This is a genomic window from Pseudomonas sp. IT-P74 (genome assembly GCF_949768175.1).
In the GTDB taxonomy this organism is placed as follows: Bacteria; Pseudomonadota; Gammaproteobacteria; order Pseudomonadales; family Pseudomonadaceae; genus Aquipseudomonas.
Genome location: NZ_CATKQD010000088.1, coordinates 75,850 through 100,606, shown reverse-complemented (window position 1 = coordinate 100,606; position 24,757 = coordinate 75,850). Strand labels below are relative to the sequence as shown.

Sequence of the window (24,757 nt, the reverse complement as noted above, 5' to 3'; positions counted from 1 at the left end):
AGATGTCCTTAAGTCGCGTCTCGGTCACCGCGGTGCGCAATCTGCACCCGGTGACCTTCTCCCCCTCCCCCCGCATCAATATTCTTTACGGCGCCAACGGCAGCGGCAAAACCAGTGTTCTGGAAGCCATCCATCTGCTGGGGCTTGCCCGTTCGTTTCGCAGCACTCGTTTGTTGCCGGTCATTCAATACGAACAATTGGCATGCACGGTTTTTGGCCAGGTTGAACTGGCGGAGGGTGGGCAAAGCGCCTTGGGCATTTCGCGGGATCGCCAAGGCGAATTCCAGATCCGTATCGATGGGCAGAACGCACGCAGCGCCGCGCAACTGGCCGAGATACTGCCACTGCAACTGATCAATCCGGACAGCTTTCGATTGCTGGAAGGGGCGCCGAAGATTCGTCGACAGTTTCTGGACTGGGGTGTGTTCCACGTGGAACCGCGCTTCATGTCAACCTGGCAGCGCTTGCAGAAGGCCCTGCGCCAGAGAAACTCTTGGCTGCGGCATGGTACACTTGACGCCGTTTCGCAAGCGGTTTGGGACAGGGAACTGTGCCAGGCCAGCGTTGAAATTGATGAATACCGCCGCGCTTATATCAAAGCCTTGAAACCAGTCTTTGAACAAACCTTGAGCGAACTGGTTGAGCTTGAAGGCTTGACGCTCAGCTATTACCGCGGCTGGGACAAGGACCGAGAACTGAGTGCTGTGCTCGCCGGGTCTCTTCAGCGAGACCAGCAAATGGGGCATACCCAGGCCGGACCACAACGTGCTGATTTGCGTCTCAGACTGGGCGCACACAACGCCGCGGACATCTTGTCCCGTGGCCAGCAGAAGTTGGTGGTTTGCGCATTACGGATTGCCCAAGGGCACTTGGTCAGCCAGGCTCGACGCGGTCAGTGTATTTATCTGGTGGATGACTTGCCGTCCGAACTGGACGAGCACCACCGTCGCGCGCTTTGCCGCTTGTTGGAAGACTTACGCTGCCAGGTATTTATCACCTGTGTAGATCACGAATTATTGAGGGAAGGCTGGCAGACGGAAACGCCAGTCGCTCTGTTCCACGTGGAACAGGGCCGTATCACCCAGACCCACGACCATCGGGAGTGAAGGCATTGAGCGAAGAAAATACGTACGACTCAACGAGCATTAAAGTGCTGAAAGGCCTGGATGCCGTACGCAAACGTCCCGGTATGTACATTGGTGACACCGACGATGGCAGCGGTCTGCACCACATGGTGTTCGAAGTGGTCGATAACTCGATCGACGAAGCTCTCGCCGGCCACTGCGACGACATTAGCATCATCATTCACCCGGATGAGTCCATCACCGTTCGTGACAACGGTCGTGGCATCCCGGTAGACGTGCACAAAGAAGAAGGCGTTTCGGCAGCCGAGGTCATCATGACCGTGCTGCACGCCGGCGGTAAGTTCGACGACAATTCCTATAAAGTATCCGGCGGTCTGCACGGTGTAGGTGTGTCGGTGGTGAACGCACTGTCCAAAGAGCTTGTTCTTACGGTGCGCCGCAGCGGAAAAATCTGGGAACAGACTTACGTCCATGGTGTTCCGCAAGAACCGATGAAAATCGTCGGCGAGAGTGAGACAACCGGTACCCAGATTCACTTCAAGCCATCGGCTGAAACCTTCAAGAATATCCACTTTAGCTGGGACATCCTGGCCAAGCGGATTCGTGAACTGTCCTTCCTCAACTCCGGTGTCGGCATCGTCCTCAAGGATGAGCGCAGCGGCAAGGAAGAGCTGTTCAAGTACGAAGGCGGCCTGCGTGCGTTCGTTGAATACCTGAATACCAACAAGACTGCGGTCAACCAGGTGTTCCACTTCAACATTCAGCGTGAAGATGGCATCGGCGTGGAAATCGCCCTGCAGTGGAACGACAGTTTCAACGAGAACCTGTTGTGTTTCACCAACAACATTCCACAGCGCGATGGCGGTACTCACCTGGTGGGTTTCCGTTCCGCACTGACGCGTAACCTGAACACTTACATCGAAGCGGAAGGCCTGGCGAAGAAGCACAAGGTCGCCACCACCGGTGACGATGCCCGTGAAGGCCTGACCGCGATTATTTCGGTGAAAGTACCGGATCCGAAGTTCAGCTCCCAGACCAAAGACAAGCTGGTGTCTTCCGAAGTGAAGACCGCGGTCGAACAGGAAATGGGCAAGTACTTCTCCGACTTCCTGCTGGAAAACCCGAACGAAGCCAAGCTGGTCGTCGGCAAGATGATCGATGCGGCGCGTGCCCGTGAAGCGGCGCGTAAAGCCCGTGAAATGACCCGTCGTAAAGGCGCGCTGGATATCGCCGGCCTGCCGGGCAAACTGGCCGACTGCCAGGAAAAAGACCCTGCCCTTTCCGAACTGTACCTCGTGGAAGGTGACTCTGCTGGCGGCTCCGCCAAGCAGGGACGTAACCGTCGGACCCAGGCCATCCTGCCGCTGAAGGGCAAAATCCTGAACGTTGAGAAGGCGCGTTTTGACAAGATGATCTCTTCGCAAGAAGTGGGCACCTTGATCACTGCGCTGGGCTGCGGTATCGGCCGCGACGAGTACAACATCGACAAGCTGCGTTACCACAACATCATCATCATGACCGATGCTGACGTCGACGGTTCGCACATCCGTACCCTGCTGCTGACCTTCTTCTTCCGTCAGTTGCCGGAGCTGATCGAGCGTGGCTACATCTACATCGCTCAGCCGCCGCTGTACAAAGTGAAGAAAGGCAAGCAAGAGCAATACATCAAAGACGACGACGCCATGGAAGAGTACATGACGCAGTCGGCCCTGGAAGATGCGAGCCTGCACCTGAACGAAGAAGCACCTGGCATTTCCGGTGAAGCACTTGAGCGTCTGGTGACTGACTTCCGTCTGGTGATGAAGACCCTCAAGCGTCTGTCGCGGCTGTATCCACAGGAGCTGACCGAGCACTTCATCTACCTGCCAGCGGTGAGCATGGAGCAACTGTCCGATCACGCAGCGATGCAGGATTGGCTGGCTCAGTACGAAGTTCGCTTGCGCACCGTCGAGAAGTCCGGCCTGGTTTACAAAGCCAGCCTGCGTGAAGACCGTGAACGTAACGTCTGGCTGCCGGAGGTCGAACTGATCTCCCACGGCCTGTCGAACTACGTCACCTTCAACCGCGACTTCTTCGGCAGCAACGATTACAAGACTGTCGTTTCGCTAGGCGCTCAACTGAGCACCCTGCTGGACGACGGCGCGTACATCCAGCGTGGCGAGCGCAAGAAGCCGGTGACCGAGTTCAAGGAAGCCCTTGAATGGCTGATGGCTGAAAGCACCAAGCGTCACACCATCCAGCGATACAAAGGTCTGGGCGAAATGAACCCGGATCAGCTATGGGAAACCACCATGGACCCAAGCCAGCGTCGGATGCTCAAAGTGACCATCGAAGACGCCATTGGCGCGGACCAGATCTTCAACACCCTGATGGGTGATGCGGTCGAACCTCGCCGTGACTTCATCGAGAGCAACGCTTTGGCGGTGTCCAACCTGGACTTCTGATCCCGGTCGGCACCAACGAAAAGGCCAACGCATTGCGTTGGCCTTTTTTATTCGCCGCGTTTTACTCTCTCGCCGGAGCAATACGCGGTCTCATTGCGGCTCCTGTCTCACGACCTACGGGCGATCCAGGCTGCTTCGTCATGGCGAAAGCCTGCGTTTGCTCCGGGCATAAAAAAACCGGCTATATCAGCCGGTTTTTTTACGTCCAAAAAAAACTTATGCACGTTTTTATGATTTTTATCACTCTAAGAAATATGTAAAAAAATCATAAGCTTACATGCAAAAAACAACGTTTTTCGATGAAACGGTACACAGGTTATCCACAGAATCTCAGACAGCCACCTGATCGTTTGAAACCGGCGCTTGCGGGGCTGGTGGCAGCGAGCCCATTTCCCGTTGCATCTGCTCGTTCCACGCCTGGACCCGGTCGTTCAATTCAGCAATGGCTCGCGGTCCAGTGCCTGCGGCATACATCGGCTCGCCAATGATCACTGTGATGACGCCCTGCTTCTTCGCCCAACCGGTTTTCGGCCAGAACTTGCCTGCGTTGTGCGCAATCGGCAGCACCGGCAACTCGGCGTTGACCGCCAAGGCGCTGCCACCGCGCGAGAACTTTCCGACGGTGCCGAAAGGAACGCGTGTGCCTTCGGGGAAGATCAGCACCCAGACATTGTCCTTGAGCAATTCATCGCCTTTTTGCGCCACATGCTTGAGCGCGGCTTTCGGGTTGTCGCGATCGATGGCGATCGGTCGCAGCATGGCCATGGCCCAACCGAAGAACGGCACATAGAGCAATTCACGTTTGAGCACCTGGCTCAGCGGTGAGAAGTAGGCCGAGAGAAAGAACGTCTCCCAGGTGCTCTGGTGGTTTGACTGAATGACGCAAGGCCGTTCAGGTACGTTCTCGGCACCCTTCACTTCGTAGCGAATGCCCAGGAACACTTTGCTCAGCCACAGGGCGCAGCGGCACCAGTACACGTTGATGAAGCGATAACGTGCCTTGAAGGGCAGAAACGGCGCGATAAAAAAACTCAAGCTGCACCACAGCAAAGAGCTGGTGCCCAGTAGCAGGTAAAAGAGGAAGGTTCTGATGGCCTGCAATATCGACATGGTGACGTTTACCGTTGCGGGAATTGCCCGCCTGTATAAAGCGCACTCCTGATGGGTCCCTTATCAGGAATTTCAGAAGCACTCTAATTGTGGATAAGTTCTGCGGCAATCGCCGCCAGATCGTCAAAAATCAATGTGCCAACCGGAAGGGTCTTACCCAAAGTCTTTTCGCCTTTCCCGGTCTTTACCAAAACTGGCTGTGAATCGACGGCTTTGGCGGCCTCCAGGTCACCAAGGCTGTCGCCGACGAACCAGAGATTGGTCAGCGACACGTTGTAATGAGCGGCGATGGTTTTCAACATCCCGGGTTTCGGCTTGCGGCAATCGCAGCCTTCGTCCGGCCCGTGGGGGCAGTAGACGATCAGGCCGACTTCACCGCCCTGCTCCGCCACCAGCGCGCGCAAGCGCTCGTGCATGGCATCCAGGGTGGCGAGGTCGTAATAACCGCGAGCGATGCCCGACTGGTTGGTAGCGACCGCTACCGTCCAGCCGGCCTTGCTCAACTGCGCGATGGCCTCGATCGAACCGGGGAGTGGAATCCACTCCTCCACCGACTTGATGTAAGCGTCGGAGTCGTAATTGATCACTCCGTCCCGATCGAGAATCAGCAGTTTCAACAGCAGTCCCTCAACCCAGCAGCGAAATATCGGCGACGCCGAGGAACAAACCACGCAGACGTGCCAGCAACGCATAACGGTTGGCGCGCACTTTTGCGTCCTCCGCGTTGACCATCACGGCTTCGAAGAACGCATCCACCGGCTCGCGCAGTGCAGCCAGGCGTGCCAGGGACTCGCTGTACTGACGCGAGGCGGCCATTGGCTGTACAGCCTGGTCAGCCTGCTGGATCGCCGAGTACAGGGAGAACTCGTTGGCATTGTCGAAGTACTTCGCTTCCACGACTGTCGGAACGGAGCCTTCGACCTTGCTCAGCAGGTTAGACACGCGCTTGTTCACGGCGGCGAGGGCGGCAGCTTCCGGCAGTTTGCGGAAAGCCTGTACCGCTTGCACGCGCTGGTCGAAGTCCAGGGCAGAGCCTGGCTTCAGGGCACGTACCGACAGGTAGGTCGCAACATCCACGCCTTCGTCTTCGTAACGGGCACGCAGGCGGTCGAAGATGAATTCCAGCACCGAGTCGTTGAGGCCGGCAGCCTTGACCTTGGTCCCGAACGCATTCACGGCGAAAGCCACGGCGTCGTTCAGGTCCAGATCCAGTTGCTTCTCGATCAGGATACGCAACACACCCAGCGCTGCACGGCGCAGTGCGTACGGGTCTTTGCTGCCGGTCGGCAGCATGCCGATACCGAAGATACCCACGAGGGTGTCGAGCTTGTCGGCGATGGCCACGGCCGCACCGGTCAGGGTGCTCGGCAGTTCAGCGCCGGCACCGCGCGGCATGTACTGCTCGTTCAGCGCCAGTGCGACATCTTCCGGCTCGCCGTCGTTGAGGGCGTAGTAGTAACCGGCGACACCTTGCATCTCCGGGAACTCGCCGACCATCTCGGTCGACAGGTCGCATTTGGACAGCAGGCCCGCACGAGCAGCCCACGAAGCGTTGCCGCCAATGCGCGCCGCGATGTAGGCGGCGAGTCTGGAAACGCGCTCGGCCTTGTCGTAGACGCTGCCGAGTTTTTCCTGGAACACCACGTTTTGCAGGCGTTGGTTGAAGTCTTCGAGCTTCTGCTTCTTGTCTTGCTTGAAGAAGAACTCGGCGTCGGTCAGGCGTGGGCGAACCACTTTCTCGTTACCGGCGATGATCTGCTGTGGGTCTTTGCTTTCGATGTTGGCCACGGTAATGAAACGTGGCAGCAACTTGCCGTCGGCGTCCAACAGGCAGAAGTACTTCTGGTTGTCCTGCATGGTGGTGATCAGGGCTTCCTGCGGCACGTCGAGGAAGCGCTCTTCGAACGAGCACACCAGCGGCACTGGCCACTCGACCAGCGCGGTCACTTCATCGAGCAGGGCTGGCGGAACGATTGCCGTGCCTTCCTGACGGGTGGCCAGCTCTTCGGTGCGCTTGCTGATGATCTCGCGACGCTCGTTGGCGTCGGCCAGCACGTAGGCGGCACGCAGGTCGGCCAGGTAGCTGGACGGCGAACCGATGCGCACGTTTTCCGGGTGATGGAAGCGGTGGCCACGGGAGTCACGGCCGGCCTTCTGGGCGAGGATGGTGCAATCAATGACCTGGTCACCGAGCAGCATCACCAGCCACTGGGTCGGACGAACGAATTCTTCCTTGCGTGCGCCCCAACGCATGCGTTTAGGGATCGGCAGGTCGTTCAGGGAATCTTCGACGATGGTCGGCAGCAGGCTCGCGGTCGCCTTGCCGGCGATGCTCTGGCTGTAGCGCAGTTTCGGGCCGCTCTGATCGATTTCGCTCAGGTCGACGCCGCACTTCTTGGCAAAGCCCAGTGCCGCCTGGGTCGGGTTGCCTTCGGCGTCGAACGCGGCCTGACGTGGCGGGCCGTCGAGGTTGATGCTGCGATCCGGCTGCTGGGTGGCCAGTGCGGTGATCAGCACGGCCAGGCGGCGCGGGGCGGCATAAACGGTTTTGCTCTCGTAGTTCAGGCCGGCTGCTTGCAGGCCCTTGTCGATACCGGCGAGGAACGCCTCGGCCAGGGTGTTCAGGGCTTTGGGTGGCAGTTCTTCAGTGCCCAGTTCAACCAGGAAATCCAGAGCACTCATTGTGCAGCCTCCAGCTTGGCCAGTACTTCATCACGCAGGTCCGGGGTCGCCATCGGGAAGCCCAGCTTGGCGCGAGCCAGCAGGTAGGCTTGCGCAACGGAACGCGCCAGGGTGCGTACACGCAGGATGTATTGCTGACGCGCGGTCACGGAAATTGCCCGGCGCGCATCCAGCAGGTTGAAGGTATGGGAAGCCTTCAACACCATTTCGTAGCTCGGCAACGGCAGCGGCTGGTCGAGTTCGATCAGGCGCTTGGCTTCGCTTTCGTAGAAATCGAACAGTTCGAACAGCTTGTCGACATTGGCGTGTTCGAAGTTGTAAGTGGACTGCTCCACTTCGTTCTGGTGGAACACGTCGCCGTAGGTCACTTTGCCAAACGGACCGTCAGCCCAGACCAGGTCGTAGACCGAGTCCACACCTTGCAGGTACATGGCCAGACGCTCGAGACCGTAGGTGATCTCGCCGGTCACCGGGTAGCACTCGATGCCGCCCGCTTGCTGGAAGTAAGTGAATTGGGTCACTTCCATGCCGTTGAGCCAGACTTCCCAGCCCAGACCCCAGGCGCCGAGGGTCGGCGATTCCCAGTTGTCTTCGACGAAGCGGATGTCGTGGACCAGCGGGTCCAGGCCGACGTGCTTGAGGGAGCCCAGGTACAGTTCCTGGAAGTTGTCCGGGTTCGGCTTGAGGACCACCTGGAACTGATAGTAGTGCTGCAGACGGTTCGGGTTTTCGCCGTAGCGGCCGTCAGTCGGACGGCGGCTTGGCTGCACGTAGGCGGCGTTCCAGGTTTCCGGGCCGATGGCGCGCAGGAACGTTGCGGTGTGGAAAGTGCCGGCGCCTACTTCCATATCGTAGGGCTGAAGTACCACACAACCTTGCTCGGCCCAGTATTGCTGGAGGGCGAGGATCAAGTCTTGGAAGGTACGCACGGCTGGCGTAGGCTGGCTCACGAAATTCACCTGTTTCTTGGGCTGCGATTTAAAGAGCGGGAGTATACCCGATTCATTGCTGCGCACGCCCCCTGGAGCCTTATGCCACGCTGCTTTTGGTGTTCCGAAGATCCGCTGTACATGGCTTATCACGATCAGGAGTGGGGCACGCCGTTACGGGATGCGCAGGGTTTGTTCGAGTTGCTTTTGCTCGAAGGGTTCCAGGCCGGCCTTTCCTGGATCACCGTACTGCGCAAACGCGAGCATTATCGCCAGGTGATGTTCGGGTTTGATGTCCAGCGCGTGGCGCAGATGAGCGATGCCGAAATCGACGAGTTGATGCTCGATCCCGGCATCATCCGCAACCGGCTCAAGCTCAACGCGGCCCGGCGCAATGCCCAGGCCTGGCTGGCGCTGGAGGACCCGGTGGCGTTTCTCTGGTCGTTCGTCGGTGGTGTGCCTGTAATCAATCATTTCAAGGATCGCAGCGAAGTTCCGGCCGTGACGCCGACCGCCGTGGAAATGAGCAAAGGCCTGAAAAAAGCCGGTTTCACGTTCGTCGGCCCAACCATTTGCTATGCGCTTATGCAGGCTTCGGGCATGGTCATGGATCACACCCGGGACTGCGACCGCTACGCGCAGTTGGTGAACGGCGGTTAGAATGGCCGCCTCGCGCACAGCACAAAATCAGGAGTGACCTGTGGATAAGTTGAAAGGCGCCTTGCTGGTAGGCGCTCTGCGGCTGTTTGCCCTGCTTCCGTGGCGGGCCGTGCAGGCCGTGGGCTCGGCGATTGGCTGGGTCATGTGGAAAACCCCGAACCGTTCCCGCGACGTGGTGCGGATCAATCTGTCCAAGTGCTTTCCGGACATGGACCCCGCCGAGCGTGAACGCCTGGTGGGCCAGAGCCTGAAGGACATCGGCAAGTCCCTGACCGAAAGCGCCTGCGCCTGGATCTGGCCGGCCGAGCGCTCCATCGACCTGGTGCGCGAGGTCGAAGGCCTCGACATATTGAAGGACGCCCTCGCCTCCGGCAAAGGCGTGGTCGGCATCACCAGCCACCTGGGCAACTGGGAAGTGCTCAACCACTTCTATTGCAGCCAGTGCAAACCGATCATTTTCTACCGTCCGCCGAAGTTGAAGGCGGTGGATGAATTGTTGCAAAAGCAGCGGGTGCAGTTGGGTAACAAGGTTGCCGCTTCCACAAAGGAAGGCATCCTCAGTGTCATCAAGGAAGTGCGCAAAGGGGGGGCAGTGGGCATTCCCGCTGACCCGGAACCATCCGAATCCGCCGGGATCTTCGTGCCGTTCTTCGCCACTCAGGCGCTGACCAGCAAGTTTGTGCCGAACATGCTCGCGGGCGGCAAAGCGGTCGGCGTGTTCCTGCACGCCCTGCGCCTGCCGGACGGTTCCGGCTACAAAGTGATCCTTGAAGCCGCGCCGGAAGCCATGTACAGCACCGATACAGCGGAATCCTGTGCGGCCATGAGCCAGGTGGTCGAGCGCTATGTGCGGGCTTATCCGAGCCAGTATATGTGGAGCATGAAGCGCTTCAAGAAGCGCCCACCGGGTGAAGAGCGTTGGTATTGAGTCGATTGGAATGATCTGTGGATAACCTTGGCATCGGGGGGTTATCCACAACCGTTCATTCGTCTGATCAGTGCGCCTGACGCTCGAGCTTCTTCAGGAACACCGTCATTTCCTTCTCGGCCTGCTTGTCGCCATGGGCGCGAGCGGCTTCCAGGCCTTGCTCCCAGGCCTGCCGCGCGGCCGCAAAGTCCGCCAGCGCCAGATGGGCCTTGCCCAGTAATTTCCACGCCGCCGAATACTTCGGATCGAATTCGACGCAGCGTTGAAAATGCTCCGCAGCCTTGGCGTTTTCCCCCAGATCCAGATAGCCCTTGCCCAGACCGAAGCGCAGCAATGAGTTATCCACACCCTTGGCGAGCATTTTTTCCAGGGATTCGATCATGGTGGATTCCTTGCGTGAGGCATGTCAGGGGTTGATTTATTGTAGGAGCGAGCTTGCTCGCGATGAACCCGAGAGCGACGCGGGGTGTCTGGTTTCCAGCATTATCGTTGACGACCATCGCGAGCAGGGCTCGCTCCTACAAAGTCAGGACAGCGCTAAATCCGGATCAGAAGAAACTCAACCCCACATGGAACAGCTTCTCCACATCGCGAATATGCTTTTTATCCACAAGGAACAGAATCACATGGTCGCCCGCTTCGATCACGGTGTCGTCGTGGGCGATGATCACTTCTTCGTCGCGGATAATCGCACCGATGGTGGTGCCCGGCGGCAGGCCGATGTTTTCGATGGCCTTGCCGATCACCTTGCTCGATTTCGCATCGCCATGGGCAATCGCCTCGATGGCTTCTGCCGCGCCCCGGCGCAGTGAGTGCACGCTGACGATGTCGCCCCGGCGCACGTGGGCCAGCAAGGTGCCGATGGTCGCCAGTTGCGGGCTGATGGCGATGTCGATGTCGCCGCCCTGGATCAGATCGACATAAGCCGGGTTGTTGATGATGGTCATCACCTTCTTCGCGCCCAGGCGCTTGGCCAGCAACGATGACATGATGTTGGCTTCGTCGTCGTTGGTCAGGGCCAGGAAAAGGTCGGCGTCGGCAATGTTCTCCTCCATCAGCAGGTCGCGGTCCGAAGCACTGCCTTGCAACACCACCGTGCTGTCGAGGTGGTCCGAGAGATGACGGCAACGTGCCGGATTCATCTCGATGATCTTTACCTGATAACGGCTTTCGATGGCTTCGGCCAGACGTTCGCCGATCTGCCCGCCACCGGCGATGACAATGCGTTTATAAGTTTCGTCGAGACGGCGCATTTCGCTCATCACCGCACGAATGTTCGCCTTGGCGGCGATGAAAAATACTTCGTCGTCGGCCTCGATCACTGTGTCGCCCTGGGGCAGGATCGGCCGGTCACGACGGAAAATCGCCGCGACGCGGGTTTCCACGTTCGGCATGTGTTCACGCAATTGCCGCAGCTGCTGGCCCACCAGCGGCCCGCCGTAGTACGCCCGCACCGCCACCAGTTGCGCCTTGCCTTCGGCGAAGTCGATCACCTGCAAGGCACCAGGGTGCTGGATCAGACGCTTGATGTAGTTGGTGACCACTTGTTCCGGACTGATCAGCACGTCCACCGGAATCGCTTCGTTCTGGAACAACTGCTCTTCGCGGGTCAGGTACGCGGCTTCGCGAACCCGGGCGATCTTGGTCGGGGTGTGGAACAGGGTGTGGGCGACCTGGCAGGCGACCATGTTGGTTTCGTCGCTGTTGGTTACGGCGACCAGCATGTCGGCGTCATCGGCACCGGCCTGACGCAGCACCGTCGGGAATGAACCGCGACCCTGCACCGTGCGAATGTCCAGGCGGTCGCCAAGGTCGCGCAGGCGTTCGCCATCGGTGTCGACCACAGTAATATCGTTGGCTTCGCTGGCCAGGTGTTCCGCCAGCGAACCGCCGACCTGCCCTGCACCAAGGATGATGATTTTCATCCAGTCACTCCATTGAATCCATTTAACCGCGCGCGGCGGCGATCTTGATCAGCTTGGCGTAGTAGAACCCGTCGTGGCCACCTTCCTGGGCCAGTAACTGGCGACCATGGGGCTGCTTGATGCCGGCCGCCGTGGCGAGGTCCAGTTCACGAGCACCCGGCGTGCGGGCGAGGAAGGCTTCGATGACTTCGGTGTTCTCGGTTGGCAGCGTGGAGCAGGTGGCGTACAGCAGGATGCCACCCACCTCCAATGTGGTCCACATGGCGTCGAGCAACTCGCCCTGTAGCAGCGCCAGCGCGGCGATGTCGTCGGGTTGGCGGGTCAGCTTGATGTCCGGGTGACGACGAATCACACCCGTGGCCGAGCATGGCGCGTCCAGCAGGATGCGCTGGAACGGCTTGCCGTCCCACCACGCCTGAGTGTCGCGACCGTCGGCGGCAATCAGTTCGGCGCTCAGTTTCAGGCGTTCGAGGTTTTCCCGCACCCGCACCAGCCGCTTGGCCTCCAGGTCTACCGCCACGACACCGGCCAGTTTTGGCTCGGCTTCGAGGATGTGGCAGGTCTTGCCACCTGGCGCACAGCAGGCGTCCAGCACCCGTTGGCCCGGCGCTAGGTCGAGCAGATCGGCAGCCAGTTGCGCGGCTTCGTCCTGCACGCTGATCCAGCCCTCGGCGAAACCCGGCAGGCTGCGCACATCGGCGGCAGCGTCGAGCACGATGCCGTCGCGGCTGTACACACATGCTGTGGCGGCGATACCCGCGTCAGTCAGCAAACCGAGGTAGGCATCGCGGCTGTGATGGCGACGGTTGACCCGCAGGATCATCGGCGGATGCGCATTGTTCGCCGCGCAAATGGCTTCCCATTGCTCTGGCCAGAACGCCTTCAAAGATTTCTGCAACCAGCGCGGGTGAGCGGTGCGCACCACCGGATCGCGTTCCAGCTCGGCGAAAATTGTTTCGCTCTCGCGTTGAGCATTACGCAGCACTGCGTTGAGCAACGCCTTGGCCCAGGGCTTTTTCAACTTGTCGGCGCAACCGACGGTTTCACCGATGGCGGCATGGGCCGGGACGCGGGTATAGAGCAGCTGATAGAGACCGACCAGCAACAGTGCCTCGACATCGGCGTCGGCGGCTTTGAATGGTTTCTGCAGCAGCTTGGCCGCCAGTGCCGACAGGCGCGGCTGCCAGCGCGCGGTGCCAAAGGCCAGGTCCTGGGTGAAGCCGCGATCACGGTCCTCGACCTTGTCCATCTGCGTAGGCAGCGAACTGTTGAGCGAGGCTTTTCCGCTCAGGACAGCGGCAAGTGCCTTGGCGGCGGCCAGACGCGGGTTCATTGAGCGTCCGCCGCTTGACCGAGGACAGTGCCGGCTGCGAATTTCTCACGGCGGCTGTTGAACAGGTCACTGAAGTTCAGCGCCTTGCCGCCGGGCAATTGCAGGCGGGTCAGGCACAAGGCCTGCTCGCCGCACGCGACGATCAGACCGTCCTTGCTGGCGCCGAGGATTTCACCCGGGGCGCCTTTGCCTTCGGCCAGATTTGCGGCCAGCACTTTCAGGGCTTCGCCGTTCAAGGTGCTGTGGGTGATCGGCCATGGGTTGAAGGCCCGCACCAGACGCTCCAGCTCAACGGCCGGGCGACTCCAGTCGATGCGTGCTTCGTCCTTGTTCAATTTGTGCGCGTAGGTGGCCAGGCTGTCGTCCTGCACTTCGCCCTCCAGGGTTGCGGCGGCGAGGCCGGCAATCGCCTGGACCACGGCCGGCGGGCCCATTTCGGCCAGGCGATCATGCAGGCTGCCGCCGGTGTCTTCGGCGCTGATCGGCGTAGCGACCTTGAGCAGCATCGGCCCGGTGTCGAGCCCGGCTTCCATGCGCATCACGGTCACACCGCTTTCGGCGTCCCCCGCTTCCACGGCGCGCTGGATCGGCGCCGCACCACGCCAGCGTGGCAGCAGCGAGGCGTGACTGTTGATGCAACCCAGGCGCGGAATATCCAGCACCACTTGCGGCAGGATCAGGCCGTAGGCGACGACCACCATCAGGTCCGGCTTCAGTGCAGCCAATTCAGCCTGAGCATCTTCATTGCGCAAGGTCGGCGGTTGCAGCACCGGGATATTGTTCTCCAGAGCAAGCTGCTTGACCGGGCTCGGCATCAGTTTTTGCCCGCGACCGGCCGGACGATCCGGTTGAGTGTAGACCGCGACGATCTCGTAAGGGCTGCTCAGCAGGGCCTTGAGGTGTTCGGCGGCGAATTCCGGGGTGCCGGCAAAGACAATGCGCAGTGGCTCAGGCATGGGTGACGTCTCTTGAAAAGAAAAAGGCTTGCCGCAGCAAGCCTTTGAAGATGGGCATCAGGCGTTCTGGCGATGAAGCTTTTCCAGTTTCTTCTTGATGCGGTCGCGTTTGAGCGTCGACAGGTAATCGACGAACAATTTGCCGTTGAGGTGGTCGCATTCGTGCTGGATGCACACGGCGAGCAAATCTTCGGCGATCAGTTCGTAAGGCTGGCCGTCGCGGTCCAGTGCCTTGACCTTGACCCGTTGTGGGCGATCTACGTTTTCGTAGAAGCCCGGCACCGACAGGCAGCCTTCCTGATACTGGCCCATCTCGTCGGTCAGCGGTTCGAACTCGGGGTTGATGAACACTCGTGGTTCGCTGCGGTCTTCGGAGAGGTCCATCACGACGATACGTTTGTGCACGTTGACCTGGGTAGCGGCGAGGCCGATGCCAGGCGCTTCATACATTGTTTCAAACATGTCGTCGACCAACTGACGCACTTCGTCGTCCACTACGGCCACTGGCTTGGCGATAGTGCGCAGACGCGGATCAGGGAATTCGAGGATGTCTAAAATGGCCATAAGCTTGATTAGTGCACGTGTGAAGTAAGGTCGGGTCGATGGCCTGGCGGTCCGAAGATGCAGGCTACCGTTGTAAAACGTAGCTCCCTTTTGTTGACAAGCAAGTCTTGATAAGCAAGCAGGGAGCGAGCCTCTGACGGCTCTGGCGTTTCACGCGAATGCACATAATAAAGGGATTCACCGCATGAGGAAATCACTACTCGCCCTGCTGCTGCTGGCCTCGGCCGGTTGGGCGTACGGGCAAGTGCAACTTCGGGAAGATATTCCCACCATAAAGCTGTCGCCTCAGGTGCGTAGCAGCCCGGCAACCGAGGCTATCCCCGGCATTGCGCTGAAATCCATCAACAGCTTTCTGCTGAGCAACCGCATCGTCGACAAGGCCGAGGATTTCGACAAGGCGCCTTACATCGTCGCTGGCGATTCCGAACGCGTACTCAGCGGCGCGGGTGACCGCATCTTTGCCCGTGGCCATTTCGATCCGGCGCAACCGGCGTATGGCATCTTCCGCCAAGGCAAGGTCTACACCGATCCGCAGAGCAAGGAGATTCTTGGGATCAACGCCGACGACATCGGCAGCGGTGAGGTCGTGGCGACCGAAGGCGACGTCGCTACCCTGGAGTTGCAACGCACGACCCAGGAGGTCCGCCTCGGCGATCGTTTGTTTAGCGGTGAAGAGCACGCGATCAACTCGACCTTCACGCCCAGCGCACCGAGTCACGAAATCAACGGTTTGATCATCGATGTACCGCGTGGGGTCACGCAGATCGGCGAGTTGGACGTGGTTACGCTGAACAGGGGGCAGCGCGACGGCCTGGCCGAAGGCAATCTGCTGGCGGTAATGAAGACCGGCGAAACCGTGCGCGACCAGATTACCGGTCAGCCGTTGAAAATTCCCGATGAGCGCGCCGGTCTGCTGATGGTTTTCCGTACCTACGACAAACTCAGTTATGGGCTGGTGCTCAGCGCTTCGCGCTCGCTGTCGGTGATGGACAAGGTGCGAAATCCGTAAGCGTGCTTCACAAGTTACCAACAGAGTTATCCACAGCTTATTCCCGTTTGTACGGGGGCTTATTACGATCAAGGATGATCCATGTCGCTGCCTGCTGTTACACCGGTTTCCCCCGCGGAACTGGAAGCTCGATTACGTCTGCACCGTTTGCCGGAACTCGGTCCGGCACGGTTCAAGAAGCTGCTTGAAGCCTTTGGCTCGGCGTCCAAAGCGATCAGCGCACCGGCCAGTGCCTGGCGCGCGCTGGGTTTGCCACTGGCCTGTTCCGAGGCCAGGCGTAGCACTGAAATCCGTGACGGTGCCAGTCATGCATTGGCCTGGCTGGAGCGCCCGGCCCAGCATTTACTGATGTGGGACCAGCCGGACTACCCGGCCCTGCTGGCACAAATCAGCGATGCACCGCCGCTGTTATTTGTCGCGGGCGATCCGGGCATTCTGGAAAAACCACAACTGGCGATGGTCGGCAGCCGTCGCGCATCCCGGCCAGGAATGGACACCGCTGCCGCATTTTCCCGCAGCCTGGCAGGTGCCGGTTTTGTCATTACCAGCGGCTTGGCCCTGGGCATTGATGCCGCCGCGCACCAGGCCGCGCTCGACGTCGGCGGGCAAACGGTCGGTGTGCTCGGTACGGGGCTCGAGAAGTTTTATCCACAGCGAAACAAACGCCTGGCGGACGCCATGATCGCTATGGGCAGCGCAGTGCTTTCGGAGTTTCCGCTGGACGCTGGGCCCAGCGCCGGCAACTTCCCCCGGCGCAACCGGATCATCAGTGGTTTGTCTCTCGGGGTGCTGGTGGTCGAAGCCAGTGTCGCCAGCGGTTCACTGATCACCGCGAGGCTGGCGGCGGAACAGGGGCGCGAGGTGTTTGCGATGCCCGGGTCGATCCATCACCCCGGCGCCCGCGGCTGTCATCAGTTGATCCGGGACGGTGCGGTGCTGGTGGAAACCATCGAACATATCCTCGAAGCCTTGCGCGGCTGGCAACGACTGCCGTTATCCACAGAAATCTGCACCCCTGCAACGACTCACCCGCTGTTGAAACTGCTGCTTTCCGCGCCTCTCACCAGTGAAGCGCTGGCCGATGCAAGCGGCTGGGCCTTGCCGAAAGTGCTGGCGGCGTTGACGGAACTGGAAATGGATGGCCGCGCCGTGTGCGAAAGCGGGCGCTGGTTTGCGCGGGTGAGCTAGGTTTTATAAACAAGATCGGTAAACTGCGCAGAGCCTTAGTCTGGAGTGTTTTTTCATGGTCAACAGTTGGCGTGTGCAACAAGCCGCGCAAGCAATTCGCGCCGGGGCGGTGATTGCCTACCCAACCGAAGCAGTCTGGGGCCTGGGTTGCGACCCGTGGGACGAGGAAGCGGTGGAACGTCTGCTGCTGATCAAGGGCCGTTCTATGGATAAGGGGCTGATTCTGGTCGCCGACAACATCCGTCAGTTCGATTTCCTTATCGAGGACTTCCCTGAGTTGTGGATGGACCGCATGGCCAGCACCTGGCCGGGTCCGAACACCTGGTTGGTGCCGCACCAGAACCTGTTGCCGGAGTGGATTACTGGCGTGCATGAAACCGTGGCGCTGCGGGTCAGCGATCACCCGATGGTGCGGGACTTGTGCGCGCTGGTCGGGCCGCTGGTGTCGACGTCGGCCAACCCGCAGGGGCGCCCGGCGGCGCGTACGCGAATTCGCGTCGAACAGTATTTCCGTGGCCAGGTGGATCTGGTGCTGGGTGGCAATCTGGGCGGGCGCAAGAACCCGAGCGTGATTCGCGATCTGGCGACCGGCAGGGTTGTGCGCCCGGACTGATACCCAGGTGCGCCCATCGCGAACAGGCTCGTTCCCACATGGGTTCTGTGTCGAACACAAATCCCCTGTGGGAGCTTGTTCCGGGCGGCGTTCCGCCGATGGCGTCAGTCAGGGCAACAACACCACCGAGCCCGTCGTGCGCCGCGCCGACAACTCGGTCTGCGCCTTCGCCGCTTCAGCCAGTGGATAACGCTGGCTGATGTCCACGGTCAGCTTGCCGCCGATGATCATCTCGAACAACTCGTCGGCCATGCGTTGCAGGCTCTCGGCGTTGTTCGCATAAGTGCCCAGGGTCGGCCGGGTCACGTACAGCGAGCCTTTCCCCGCCAGGATCCCCAGGTTCACGCCGTCGACCGCGCCGGACGCATTGCCGAAACTCACCACCAGCCCACGCGGCGCTACGCTGTCGAGTGAAGTCAGCCAGGTGTCCTTGCCAACGCCGTCGTACACCACCGGGACTTTTTTGCCGTCGGTCAATTCCAGCACGCGTTGCGCGACATTTTCATGGCTGTAGTCGATGGTCGCCCAGGCGCCGTTGGCCTTGGCCAGCGCGGCTTTCTCCGCTGAGCTGACAGTGCCGATCAACTTCACGCCCAAGGCCCTGGCCCACTGGCAGGCCAGGGAACCGACTCCGCCGGCCGCGGCATGGAACAGGATGGTTTCGCCACCCTTGAGTTCATACGTCTGACGCAGCAGGTACTGCACGGTCAGGCCCTTGAGCATCACGCCGGCCGCCTGTTCGAAGCTGATGGCGTCCGGCAGTTTCACCAGATTGGCCTCGGGCAAGACGTGAACATCGCTGTAGGCGCCCAGTGGCCCGCTGCCATAGGCCACGCGATCGCCGATCTTGAAACGGGTCACGTCGCTGCCCACCGCCTCGACCACGCCCGCACCCTCTGAACCGACACCGGACGGCAGAGATGGCGGTGGATACAAACCGCTGCGGTAATAAGTGTCGATGAAGTTCAGGCCGATGGCCTTGTTGGTCACGCGCACTTCCTTCGGACCTGGCTCGGCGGGTTGATAATCCACGTATTCGAGCACTTCGGGGCCGCCATGGGCGCGGAACTGGATACGCTTTGCCATCAGAACTCTCCATAGGTCGTTTTACCAGGCTCCCTATCGGACTCCTAAGCTTGATCTTCGTCAACTGCGACGGGGTGACTTGCGATGGTATGCTACGGGCCCATTTGCGCAGGCTGAGCTCCAATGGAGCGCCGCGTTGTTTTGCCCGATTCAAGGTGATGACATGACGACCCGCACCGAGGCCGTAAAAGCCTACCTGCTCGACCTGCAAGACCGTATTTGCGCTGCCCTGGAAGCCGAAGACGGCGGCACGCAATTCGTCGAAGACGCCTGGACCAGGCCGGCGGGCGGTGGCGGTCGCACCCGCGTGATCGAAAACGGCGCGGTGATTGAAAAGGGCGGCGTCAACTTTTCCCATGTCTTCGGCAGCGGTCTTCCTCCGTCTGCCAGCGCCCATCGACCGGAACTGGCCGGTCGTGGCTTTGAAGCCCTGGGCGTGTCGCTGGTGATTCACCCGCACAACCCCCACGTGCCGACTTCCCACGCCAACGTGCGCTTTTTCATCGCTGAAAAAGAAGGTGAAGAACCGGTCTGGTGGTTCGGTGGCGGCTTCGACCTGACGCCGTATTACGGCAACGAAGAAGACTGCATCCACTGGCACCGAGTCGCCGAGCAGGCCTGTGCGCCGTTCGGTCCGGACGTCTACCCGCGTTACAAGGCCTGGTGCGACAGCTACTTCCACATCAAGCATCGTCACGAGCCGCGTGGCATCGGCGGCCTGTTTTTCGACGACCTGAACGAGTGGGACTTCGACACCAGCTTCGCCTTCATGCGCGCCATCGGCGACGCGTACATCGACGCCTATCTGCCGATCGTGCAGCGCCGCAAGAACGATGCGTTCACCGCCAAGCAGCGCGAGTTCCAGGAGTTCCGCCGAGGCCGCTACGTTGAATTCAACCTGGTCTACGACCGCGGCACGCTGTTCGGCCTGCAATCGGGTGGGCGTACCGAGTCGATCTTGATGTCGCTACCGCCGCAAGTACGCTGGGGCTACGACTGGAAGGCCGAGCCTGGCAGCGAAGAAGCCCGCCTGACCGAGTATTTCCTGCAAGACCGCGATTGGTTGGCCGAAGCCTGAACGAGGAAACCTGATGGACCGTTATGTCGTATTCGGTAACCCGATAGGCCACAGCAAGTCGCCGTTGATCCATCGCCTGTTCGCCGAGCAGACCGCGCAACAACTGGACTACAACACACTGCTGGCGCCACTCGACGATTTTTCCACCTGTGCCCGGACGTTTTTCCTCGAGGGACGCGGCGCCAATGTGACGGTGCCTTTCAAGGAAGAAGCCTATCGGCTGGCGAACAGCCTGACGGCGCGGGCGCAACGGGCCGGAGCGGTGAACACCCTGAGCAAACTGGCCGATGGCAGTCTGCTGGGCGACAACACCGATGGGGCCGGGCTGGTGCGCGACCTGACGGTCAATGCCGGGTTCAGTCTCAAGGGCAAACGCATCCTGCTGCTCGGCGCTGGTGGCGCGGTGCGTGGTGTTTTGGAGCCGTTGCTGGCCGAGCAACCGGCATCGGTGATCATAGCCAACCGCACGGTAGAGAAGGCTGAGTTGTTGGTGGAACTGTTCTGCGATCTGGGGCCGGTCTCGGCCAGCGGCTATGACTGGTTGCGGGAGTCGGTGGACCTGATCGTCAACGCGACGTCGGCGAGCCTGACCGGCGATGTGCCGCCGATTGCATCCAGCCTGATCGAGCCTGGCAAAACGGTGTGCTACGACATGATGTACGGCAAGGAGCCGACCTCGTTCTGCCGCTGGGCCAGCGAACACGGAGCTGCGGTGGCGATGGATGGCTTGGGCATGCTGGCCGAGCAAGCGGCGGAGGCGTTCTTCCTGTGGCGCGGTGTGCGTCCGGAGACGGCGCCGGTGTTGGCCGAACTTCGCCGGCAGTTGGCGTTGTAACCCCTGTAGGAGCAAGCCTGCTCGCGATTGCGGTGGGACAGTCAGCAGAGATGTTGAATGTGATTCCGTCATCGCGAGCAGGCTCGCTCCTACAGGGATTTGCGAAACGTCGGATTAATCCTCAAACCGAATCGGGCACTTCTGCGCCCCTTCCAGCTTCCTCAACTCCTCCACCACCTGTGGCCGGGCCCGGCGCAAGGTCAGGCTGCGATCCTGGCGAAGCAGGCGTCGCGCTTCCTGATGCAGCATTTCCACCCCTGAATAGTCGATGAAGTTGATCTGCTGTGCCTCGATCACCACGCGCGCGCCGTGCATGCGTTGCAGGCGCACTTGCAGGTAATGGCTGGCGCCGAAAAAGATTGAGCCCCCCACCCGCAAAATGTCTTCCTCGCCATCTCGCACATGCTGCACCCGTGGTTGCGATGTGCGCTTGAGGTAGAAAAAAAGCGAGGCCAACACACCGGCGTAGATCGCAGTCTGCAATTCCAGCAACAACGTGGCGACGCAGGTCAGCGCCATGACCACGAATTCAGCACGGCTGACCCGCAACAACGCGCGAATGCCGCGATGGTCCACCAGTCCCCAGGCGATCAACAGAATGCTCCCGGCCATCGCGGGAATCGGGATGTGTGCGATCAGGCTCGCGCCGAAGATCGCAAACAGCGCCACCCACAATGCCGAAAAAATTCCGGCCAGTGGCGAACAGGCCCCCGCTTCATAGCTCAGGCCTGAGCGAGTGAAAGAGCCGGCTGACAGCGATCCGGAAAAAAACGCACCGACGATATTCGACAGGCCTTGGGCACGAACTTCCTGATTCGCGTCGAGTAATTGCTGCGAACGTGCGGAGATCGAGCGAGCAATCGACAGGCTGGTGACCAGCCCGAGCATACCGACCGCCACCGCGCTGGGCAGCAGGCGCAGGATCAGATCGAGATCCAGCGGCAACGGACTGAAAGGCGGCAGTTTGCCGGTAAAGGCGCTGACCAGTTGCACATGGCCGAACATTGATGGCCAGAGCCAAACCAGCAAGCCGCCGAGGATCAGAGTGATCAAGAGCGTCGGCCAGCGTGGCAGCAGCAGCTTGAGGATCACGCCCACCACCACTGTCGCCAGCCCCAGTGCCAGCGAAGGTTTGTCCACTTCGCCGAAATGACGCAACAACGTGATGAAACTGTCCAGCGCGGTGGCCTGGATGGGCAGGTCCAGCCCCAGCAGGTTAGGTAATTGACCGATGGCAATCACCACGGCGGCACCCAGGGTGAAGCCGAGTACCACCGAGTGCGAGACGAAATTCACCAGCGCGCCAAACCGCAGCAAACCCAGCAGCCACTGAAAGAGGCCGGCAAGAAACGTCAGCAACAGGATCAACATGACGTAGTCCTGCGACGCTGGCACGGCCAGAGGACTGACGCTGGCGTACAGGACAATGGAGATGGCCGCCGTAGGACCGCAGATCAGATGCCAGGACGAGCCCCAGAGACAGGCGATCAACACCGGGATGATTGCTGCGTACAGGCCGTATTCCGGCGGCAGGCCGGCAATCAGTGCGTAGGCAATGGATTGCGGCAGTGCGAGAATCGCGCCGCTGAGGCCAACGATCAGGTCGCGACCGACACTGGCGCGGGTTTGCCGGGGTAGCCAGGTGAGGAAAGGGAAGAGTGAATGGCGGCTTGGCAGGGCCATGGGGCCTCTCGGTGAATGACTGTAAATGCGTCAGGGTGGTGTGTCAGATGTCATGACGCAAGAGCATAAATCGATTCGCGAGCAGGCTCGCTCCCACAGAGACTGAGCGGACCTGTGGGAGCGAGCCTGCTCGCGAAGGCGTCCTTGAACCTTAAAGCTTGGCTTTGACCGCCGGCAACGCATCTTTGCCATCCACGGTTTTCACCCCATCGAGCCACTTGTCCAGCACTGCCGGGTTGGCCTTGATCCACGCCTTGGCCGCGTCGGCATTGCTGACTTTCTTGTTCACCACCTCGGCCATGATGCTGTTCTCCATGTCCTGGGTGAAACTCAGGTTGGTCAGCAGTTTGCCGACGTTCGGGCAGGCCTGTGCATAACCTTTGCGAGTCAGCGTATGCACGCTGCCGGTATCACCGAAGTATTTCTCGCCGCCCTTGAGGTAATGCATTTTCAGTTGCACGTTCATCGGGTGCGGGGTCCAGCCGAGGAAGGTCACGAATTTCTGTTTTTTCACCGCGCGGGACACCTCCGCCAGCATTGCCTGCTCGCTGGACTCGATCAATTTCCACTGGCCCATGTCGAAATCGTTTTTCTTGATGATTTCTTGCAGTGAGATGTTCGCCGGGGCGCCGGAGCCGATACCGTAGATCTTGCGGTCGAACTTGTCGGCGTATTTGTTCAGGTCGGCAAAGTTATGCACACCCGCGTCCCACACATAGTCCGGAACGGCGAGGGTGAATTCGGTACCGTCGAGGTTCTTCGCCAGTTGCGTGACATCGCCGTTGGCGACGAACTTGTCATAGAAGCCCTGCTGCGCCGGCATCCAGTTTCCCAGGAACACATCGACCTGGCCATCCTTGAGCCCGCCAAAGGTGATCGGCACCGCGAGAGTGTCGACCTTGGCCTTGTAGCCCATGCCGTCCAGCAGAAACCCGGTGATGGCATTGGTCGCGGCGATGTCGCTCCAGCCCGGGTCGGCCATTTTCACGGTCTCGCAACTCTGCTCGGCAAACACCGATGCACTGCCCAGAGTCAGGAGCCCGACCGTCAGTACTGTGGATAACCTTTGCATGGACTTCCCCTTAACATTATTGGTTTTGGCAGGGTTGTGGATAACGTGCTTTACGCTCCAGATCGTCGAGGTCGATGTGGTTGCGCATGTATTGCTGACTGGCGTCCACCAGCGGCTGGTGATCCCAGCTCTTCAGCTTGCCGAGGGTCAGCGCCTCGGTCACGAAGCGTCGGCGCCGCTGGCTGGCGAGCACCTGCTGGTGAATCGCCGGAATGTTCCATTTGGCCCGCGCTTCGACAAGAAAATCGTCGAACAGCTGGCGATGCTGCGGCGAATGGCTGAGTTCTTCCAGTTCGCGAGGGTCATTCTGTACATCGAAGAGTAGGCAAGGGTCGTCTTCGCTGTAGATGAATTTGTAGGCGCCCCGGCGAATCATCATCAACGGGCTGATGGTGCCTTCGGCCATGTATTCGCCGAACACTTCATCGTGGCCGCCTTGCCCTTGCAGGTGCGGGACCAGCGAGCGGCCGTCCAGCGGCAAGCCCGGTTCCAGCGAGCCGCCGGCCAGTTCAACGAAGGTCGGCAACAGGTCTGCTGTGGAAACACTGGCGCTGACCCGACCGGCGCCGAATTGCCCCGGTGCGCTGATCAGCAACGGCACCCGTGCGGCCATTTCATACCAGTGCATTTTGTACCAGAGGCCGCGCTCGCCGAGCATGTCGCCGTGGTCACCGGAAAACACAATGATGGTGTCATCGATCAGCCCGGTATCCTCGAGGGTTTGCAGGAGTTTGCCGACGTTGCTGTCGATATAGCTGCACGCGCCGAAATAGGCACGGCGGGCATCGCGGATCTTGTCCACAGGCAGCGGCTTGTCCCACAGGTCGTAGACCTTGAGCAGGCGTTGCGAGTGCGGATCGAGATCGTGCGGGTCGGGGGTTGCAGGCAGCGGGATATCGTCATCGTCGTACAAATCCCAGAAGGCCTTGGGAATCGTGTACGGATCGTGTGGGTGAGTCATGGAAACGGTCAGGCAGAACGGCTGGTCGCCATCCTCGCGGATATGGTCGAACAGGTACTGCTGGGCCTTGAACACCACCTCTTCGTCGAAATCCAGCTGATTGGTACGCACGCACGGGCCGGCCTGCAGCACCGACGACATGTTGTGATACCAGGTCGGGCGCACGTCCGGTTCATCCCAGTTCACCGCCCAGCCGTAGTCAGCCGGGTAAATGTCACTGGTCAGGCGTTCTTCGTAGCCATGCAACTGGTCTGGCCCGCAGAAATGCATTTTTCCCGAAAGGGCAGTGCGATAGCCGAGGCGGCGCAGGTAGTGGGCGTAGGTCGGTACGTCGGCGGGGAAATCGGCGGCGTTGTCATAGGCGCCGATCTTGCTCGGCAACTGGCCGCTGACCAGGGTGAAACGCGATGGCGCGCACAATGGGCTGTTGCAATAAGCGGAGTCGAACACCACGCCTTGTGCGGCGAGGCGGCTGAGATGAGGCAGTTTGATGGGCGATGGGCCGTAGAACGGCAACATTGGCGCGGCCATTTGATCGGCCATGATGAAAAGAATGTTCTTGCGCTTCATGTGATCGCGGCATTCCATAGTGGATGTTTATGCGAGAGTGCTGGCT

At 60.2% G+C, this 24,757-nt stretch carries 22 protein-coding genes; 9 read left to right on the top strand and 13 right to left on the bottom strand.

From position 1 onward, the window contains the following. Nucleotides 1–2 precede the first annotated feature (2 nt). Nucleotides 3–1,106 carry a DNA replication/repair protein RecF gene (gene recF / locus ACM6J5_RS26485; protein ID WP_150671896.1) on the top strand — a complete coding sequence of 368 codons (1,104 nt, stop codon included), beginning with the start codon at nt 3–5 and terminating at the stop codon, nt 1,104–1,106. A gap of 5 nt (nt 1,107–1,111) precedes the next feature. Further along, complete coding sequence (gene gyrB / locus ACM6J5_RS26480; RefSeq protein WP_095943029.1) at nt 1,112–3,529, top strand: DNA topoisomerase (ATP-hydrolyzing) subunit B; 2,418 nt, start codon at nt 1,112–1,114, stop codon at nt 3,527–3,529. A 330-nt stretch (nt 3,530–3,859) separates the two neighbouring features. Here the strand turns inward: gyrB and ACM6J5_RS26475 are convergent, their stop codons facing one another. From ACM6J5_RS26475 to glyQ, 4 genes are all read right to left on the bottom strand, one after another. After that, complete coding sequence (locus tag ACM6J5_RS26475) at nt 3,860–4,639, bottom strand: lysophospholipid acyltransferase family protein (protein WP_032829311.1); 780 nt, start codon at nt 4,637–4,639, stop codon at nt 3,860–3,862. 83 nt (nt 4,640–4,722) lie between these two features. After that, nucleotides 4,723–5,262 (bottom strand): D-glycero-beta-D-manno-heptose 1,7-bisphosphate 7-phosphatase, encoded by a 540-nt coding sequence (gmhB, locus tag ACM6J5_RS26470; RefSeq protein WP_165798734.1) that lies wholly within the window; start codon nt 5,260–5,262, stop codon nt 4,723–4,725. Between the two features lie 4 nt (nt 5,263–5,266). After that, complete coding sequence (gene glyS / locus ACM6J5_RS26465; RefSeq protein WP_095943027.1) at nt 5,267–7,321, bottom strand: glycine--tRNA ligase subunit beta; 2,055 nt, start codon at nt 7,319–7,321, stop codon at nt 5,267–5,269. Next, nucleotides 7,318–8,271, bottom strand: coding sequence for a glycine--tRNA ligase subunit alpha (gene glyQ, locus ACM6J5_RS26460; protein WP_003187265.1), 954 nt, complete (start codon nt 8,269–8,271; stop codon nt 7,318–7,320). Before glyQ ends, glyS begins: the two co-directional genes overlap by 4 nt. 81 nt (nt 8,272–8,352) lie before the next feature. Here glyQ and ACM6J5_RS26455 point away from each other — a divergent pair, with 81 nt between their 5' ends. Both ACM6J5_RS26455 and ACM6J5_RS26450 read left to right on the top strand, forming a co-directional pair. Further along, on the top strand, nt 8,353–8,910 hold the full coding sequence (locus tag ACM6J5_RS26455) for a DNA-3-methyladenine glycosylase I (protein ID WP_095943026.1): 558 nt from the start codon (nt 8,353–8,355) through the stop codon (nt 8,908–8,910). A 40-nt stretch (nt 8,911–8,950) separates the two neighbouring features. After that, entirely contained in the window at nt 8,951–9,838 is an 888-nt protein-coding gene (locus ACM6J5_RS26450) for a lysophospholipid acyltransferase (protein WP_095943025.1), read from the top strand. Between the two features lie 67 nt (nt 9,839–9,905). Here the strand turns inward: ACM6J5_RS26450 and ACM6J5_RS26445 are convergent, their stop codons facing one another. The 5 genes from ACM6J5_RS26445 to def form a co-directional block, all read right to left on the bottom strand. Next, entirely contained in the window at nt 9,906–10,220 is a 315-nt protein-coding gene (locus ACM6J5_RS26445; RefSeq protein WP_095943024.1) for a tetratricopeptide repeat protein, read from the bottom strand. Between the two features lie 166 nt (nt 10,221–10,386). Then, nucleotides 10,387–11,763: a Trk system potassium transporter TrkA gene (gene trkA / locus ACM6J5_RS26440; RefSeq protein ID WP_046042728.1), complete on the bottom strand. Its 1,377-nt coding sequence runs from the start codon at nt 11,761–11,763 to the stop codon at nt 10,387–10,389. A gap of 22 nt (nt 11,764–11,785) precedes the next feature. Beyond that, nucleotides 11,786–13,096, bottom strand: coding sequence for a 16S rRNA (cytosine(967)-C(5))-methyltransferase RsmB (rsmB, locus tag ACM6J5_RS26435; protein ID WP_095943023.1), 1,311 nt, complete (start codon nt 13,094–13,096; stop codon nt 11,786–11,788). Continuing rightward, nucleotides 13,093–14,052, bottom strand: coding sequence for a methionyl-tRNA formyltransferase (fmt, locus tag ACM6J5_RS26430; protein WP_095943022.1), 960 nt, complete (start codon nt 14,050–14,052; stop codon nt 13,093–13,095). The genes rsmB and fmt overlap by 4 nt, the downstream gene beginning before the upstream one ends. 57 nt (nt 14,053–14,109) lie before the next feature. Then, nucleotides 14,110–14,616, bottom strand: coding sequence for a peptide deformylase (gene def, locus ACM6J5_RS26425; protein ID WP_095943021.1), 507 nt, complete (start codon nt 14,614–14,616; stop codon nt 14,110–14,112). 184 nt (nt 14,617–14,800) lie between these two features. Here def and ACM6J5_RS26420 point away from each other — a divergent pair, with 184 nt between their 5' ends. The 3 genes from ACM6J5_RS26420 to ACM6J5_RS26410 all read left to right on the top strand — a co-directional run bounded on the left by ACM6J5_RS26420 (nt 14,801) and on the right by ACM6J5_RS26410 (nt 17,426). Next, nucleotides 14,801–15,625 (top strand): peptidoglycan-binding protein, encoded by an 825-nt coding sequence (locus ACM6J5_RS26420; protein WP_095943020.1) that lies wholly within the window; start codon nt 14,801–14,803, stop codon nt 15,623–15,625. Nucleotides 15,626–15,706: 81 nt separating this feature from the next. Continuing rightward, nucleotides 15,707–16,813, top strand: a complete 1,107-nt coding sequence (dprA, locus tag ACM6J5_RS26415; RefSeq protein ID WP_150671891.1) for a DNA-processing protein DprA — start codon at nt 15,707–15,709, stop codon at nt 16,811–16,813. 55 nt (nt 16,814–16,868) lie between these two features. Next, entirely contained in the window at nt 16,869–17,426 is a 558-nt protein-coding gene (locus tag ACM6J5_RS26410; protein WP_414929634.1) for an L-threonylcarbamoyladenylate synthase, read from the top strand. 108 nt (nt 17,427–17,534) lie between these two features. Here ACM6J5_RS26410 and ACM6J5_RS26405 read toward each other — a convergent pair whose 3' ends face one another. Beyond that, complete coding sequence (locus ACM6J5_RS26405; RefSeq protein WP_150671890.1) at nt 17,535–18,512, bottom strand: NADPH:quinone reductase; 978 nt, start codon at nt 18,510–18,512, stop codon at nt 17,535–17,537. A 163-nt stretch (nt 18,513–18,675) separates the two neighbouring features. Between ACM6J5_RS26405 and hemF the strand changes: the two genes are divergently transcribed. Together hemF and aroE are read left to right on the top strand one after the other, a co-directional pair. Next, nucleotides 18,676–19,590, top strand: a complete 915-nt coding sequence (hemF, locus tag ACM6J5_RS26400; RefSeq protein ID WP_057716534.1) for an oxygen-dependent coproporphyrinogen oxidase — start codon at nt 18,676–18,678, stop codon at nt 19,588–19,590. Nucleotides 19,591–19,603: 13 nt separating this feature from the next. Continuing rightward, nucleotides 19,604–20,425 (top strand): shikimate dehydrogenase, encoded by an 822-nt coding sequence (gene aroE / locus ACM6J5_RS26395; protein WP_414929633.1) that lies wholly within the window; start codon nt 19,604–19,606, stop codon nt 20,423–20,425. Between the two features lie 114 nt (nt 20,426–20,539). Here aroE and ACM6J5_RS26390 read toward each other — a convergent pair whose 3' ends face one another. The 3 genes from ACM6J5_RS26390 to betC form a co-directional block, all read right to left on the bottom strand. Then, entirely contained in the window at nt 20,540–22,108 is a 1,569-nt protein-coding gene (locus ACM6J5_RS26390; RefSeq protein WP_095943015.1) for a SulP family inorganic anion transporter, read from the bottom strand. Nucleotides 22,109–22,259: 151 nt separating this feature from the next. After that, a complete protein-coding gene (gene choX / locus ACM6J5_RS26385) occupies nt 22,260–23,180 on the bottom strand; it encodes a choline ABC transporter substrate-binding protein (RefSeq protein ID WP_414929632.1) in 921 nt (306 codons plus the stop codon). 16 nt (nt 23,181–23,196) lie between these two features. Beyond that, nucleotides 23,197–24,711 (bottom strand): choline-sulfatase, encoded by a 1,515-nt coding sequence (betC, locus tag ACM6J5_RS26380; RefSeq protein WP_414929631.1) that lies wholly within the window; start codon nt 24,709–24,711, stop codon nt 23,197–23,199. Between the last annotated feature and the right edge of the window lie 46 nt (nt 24,712–24,757).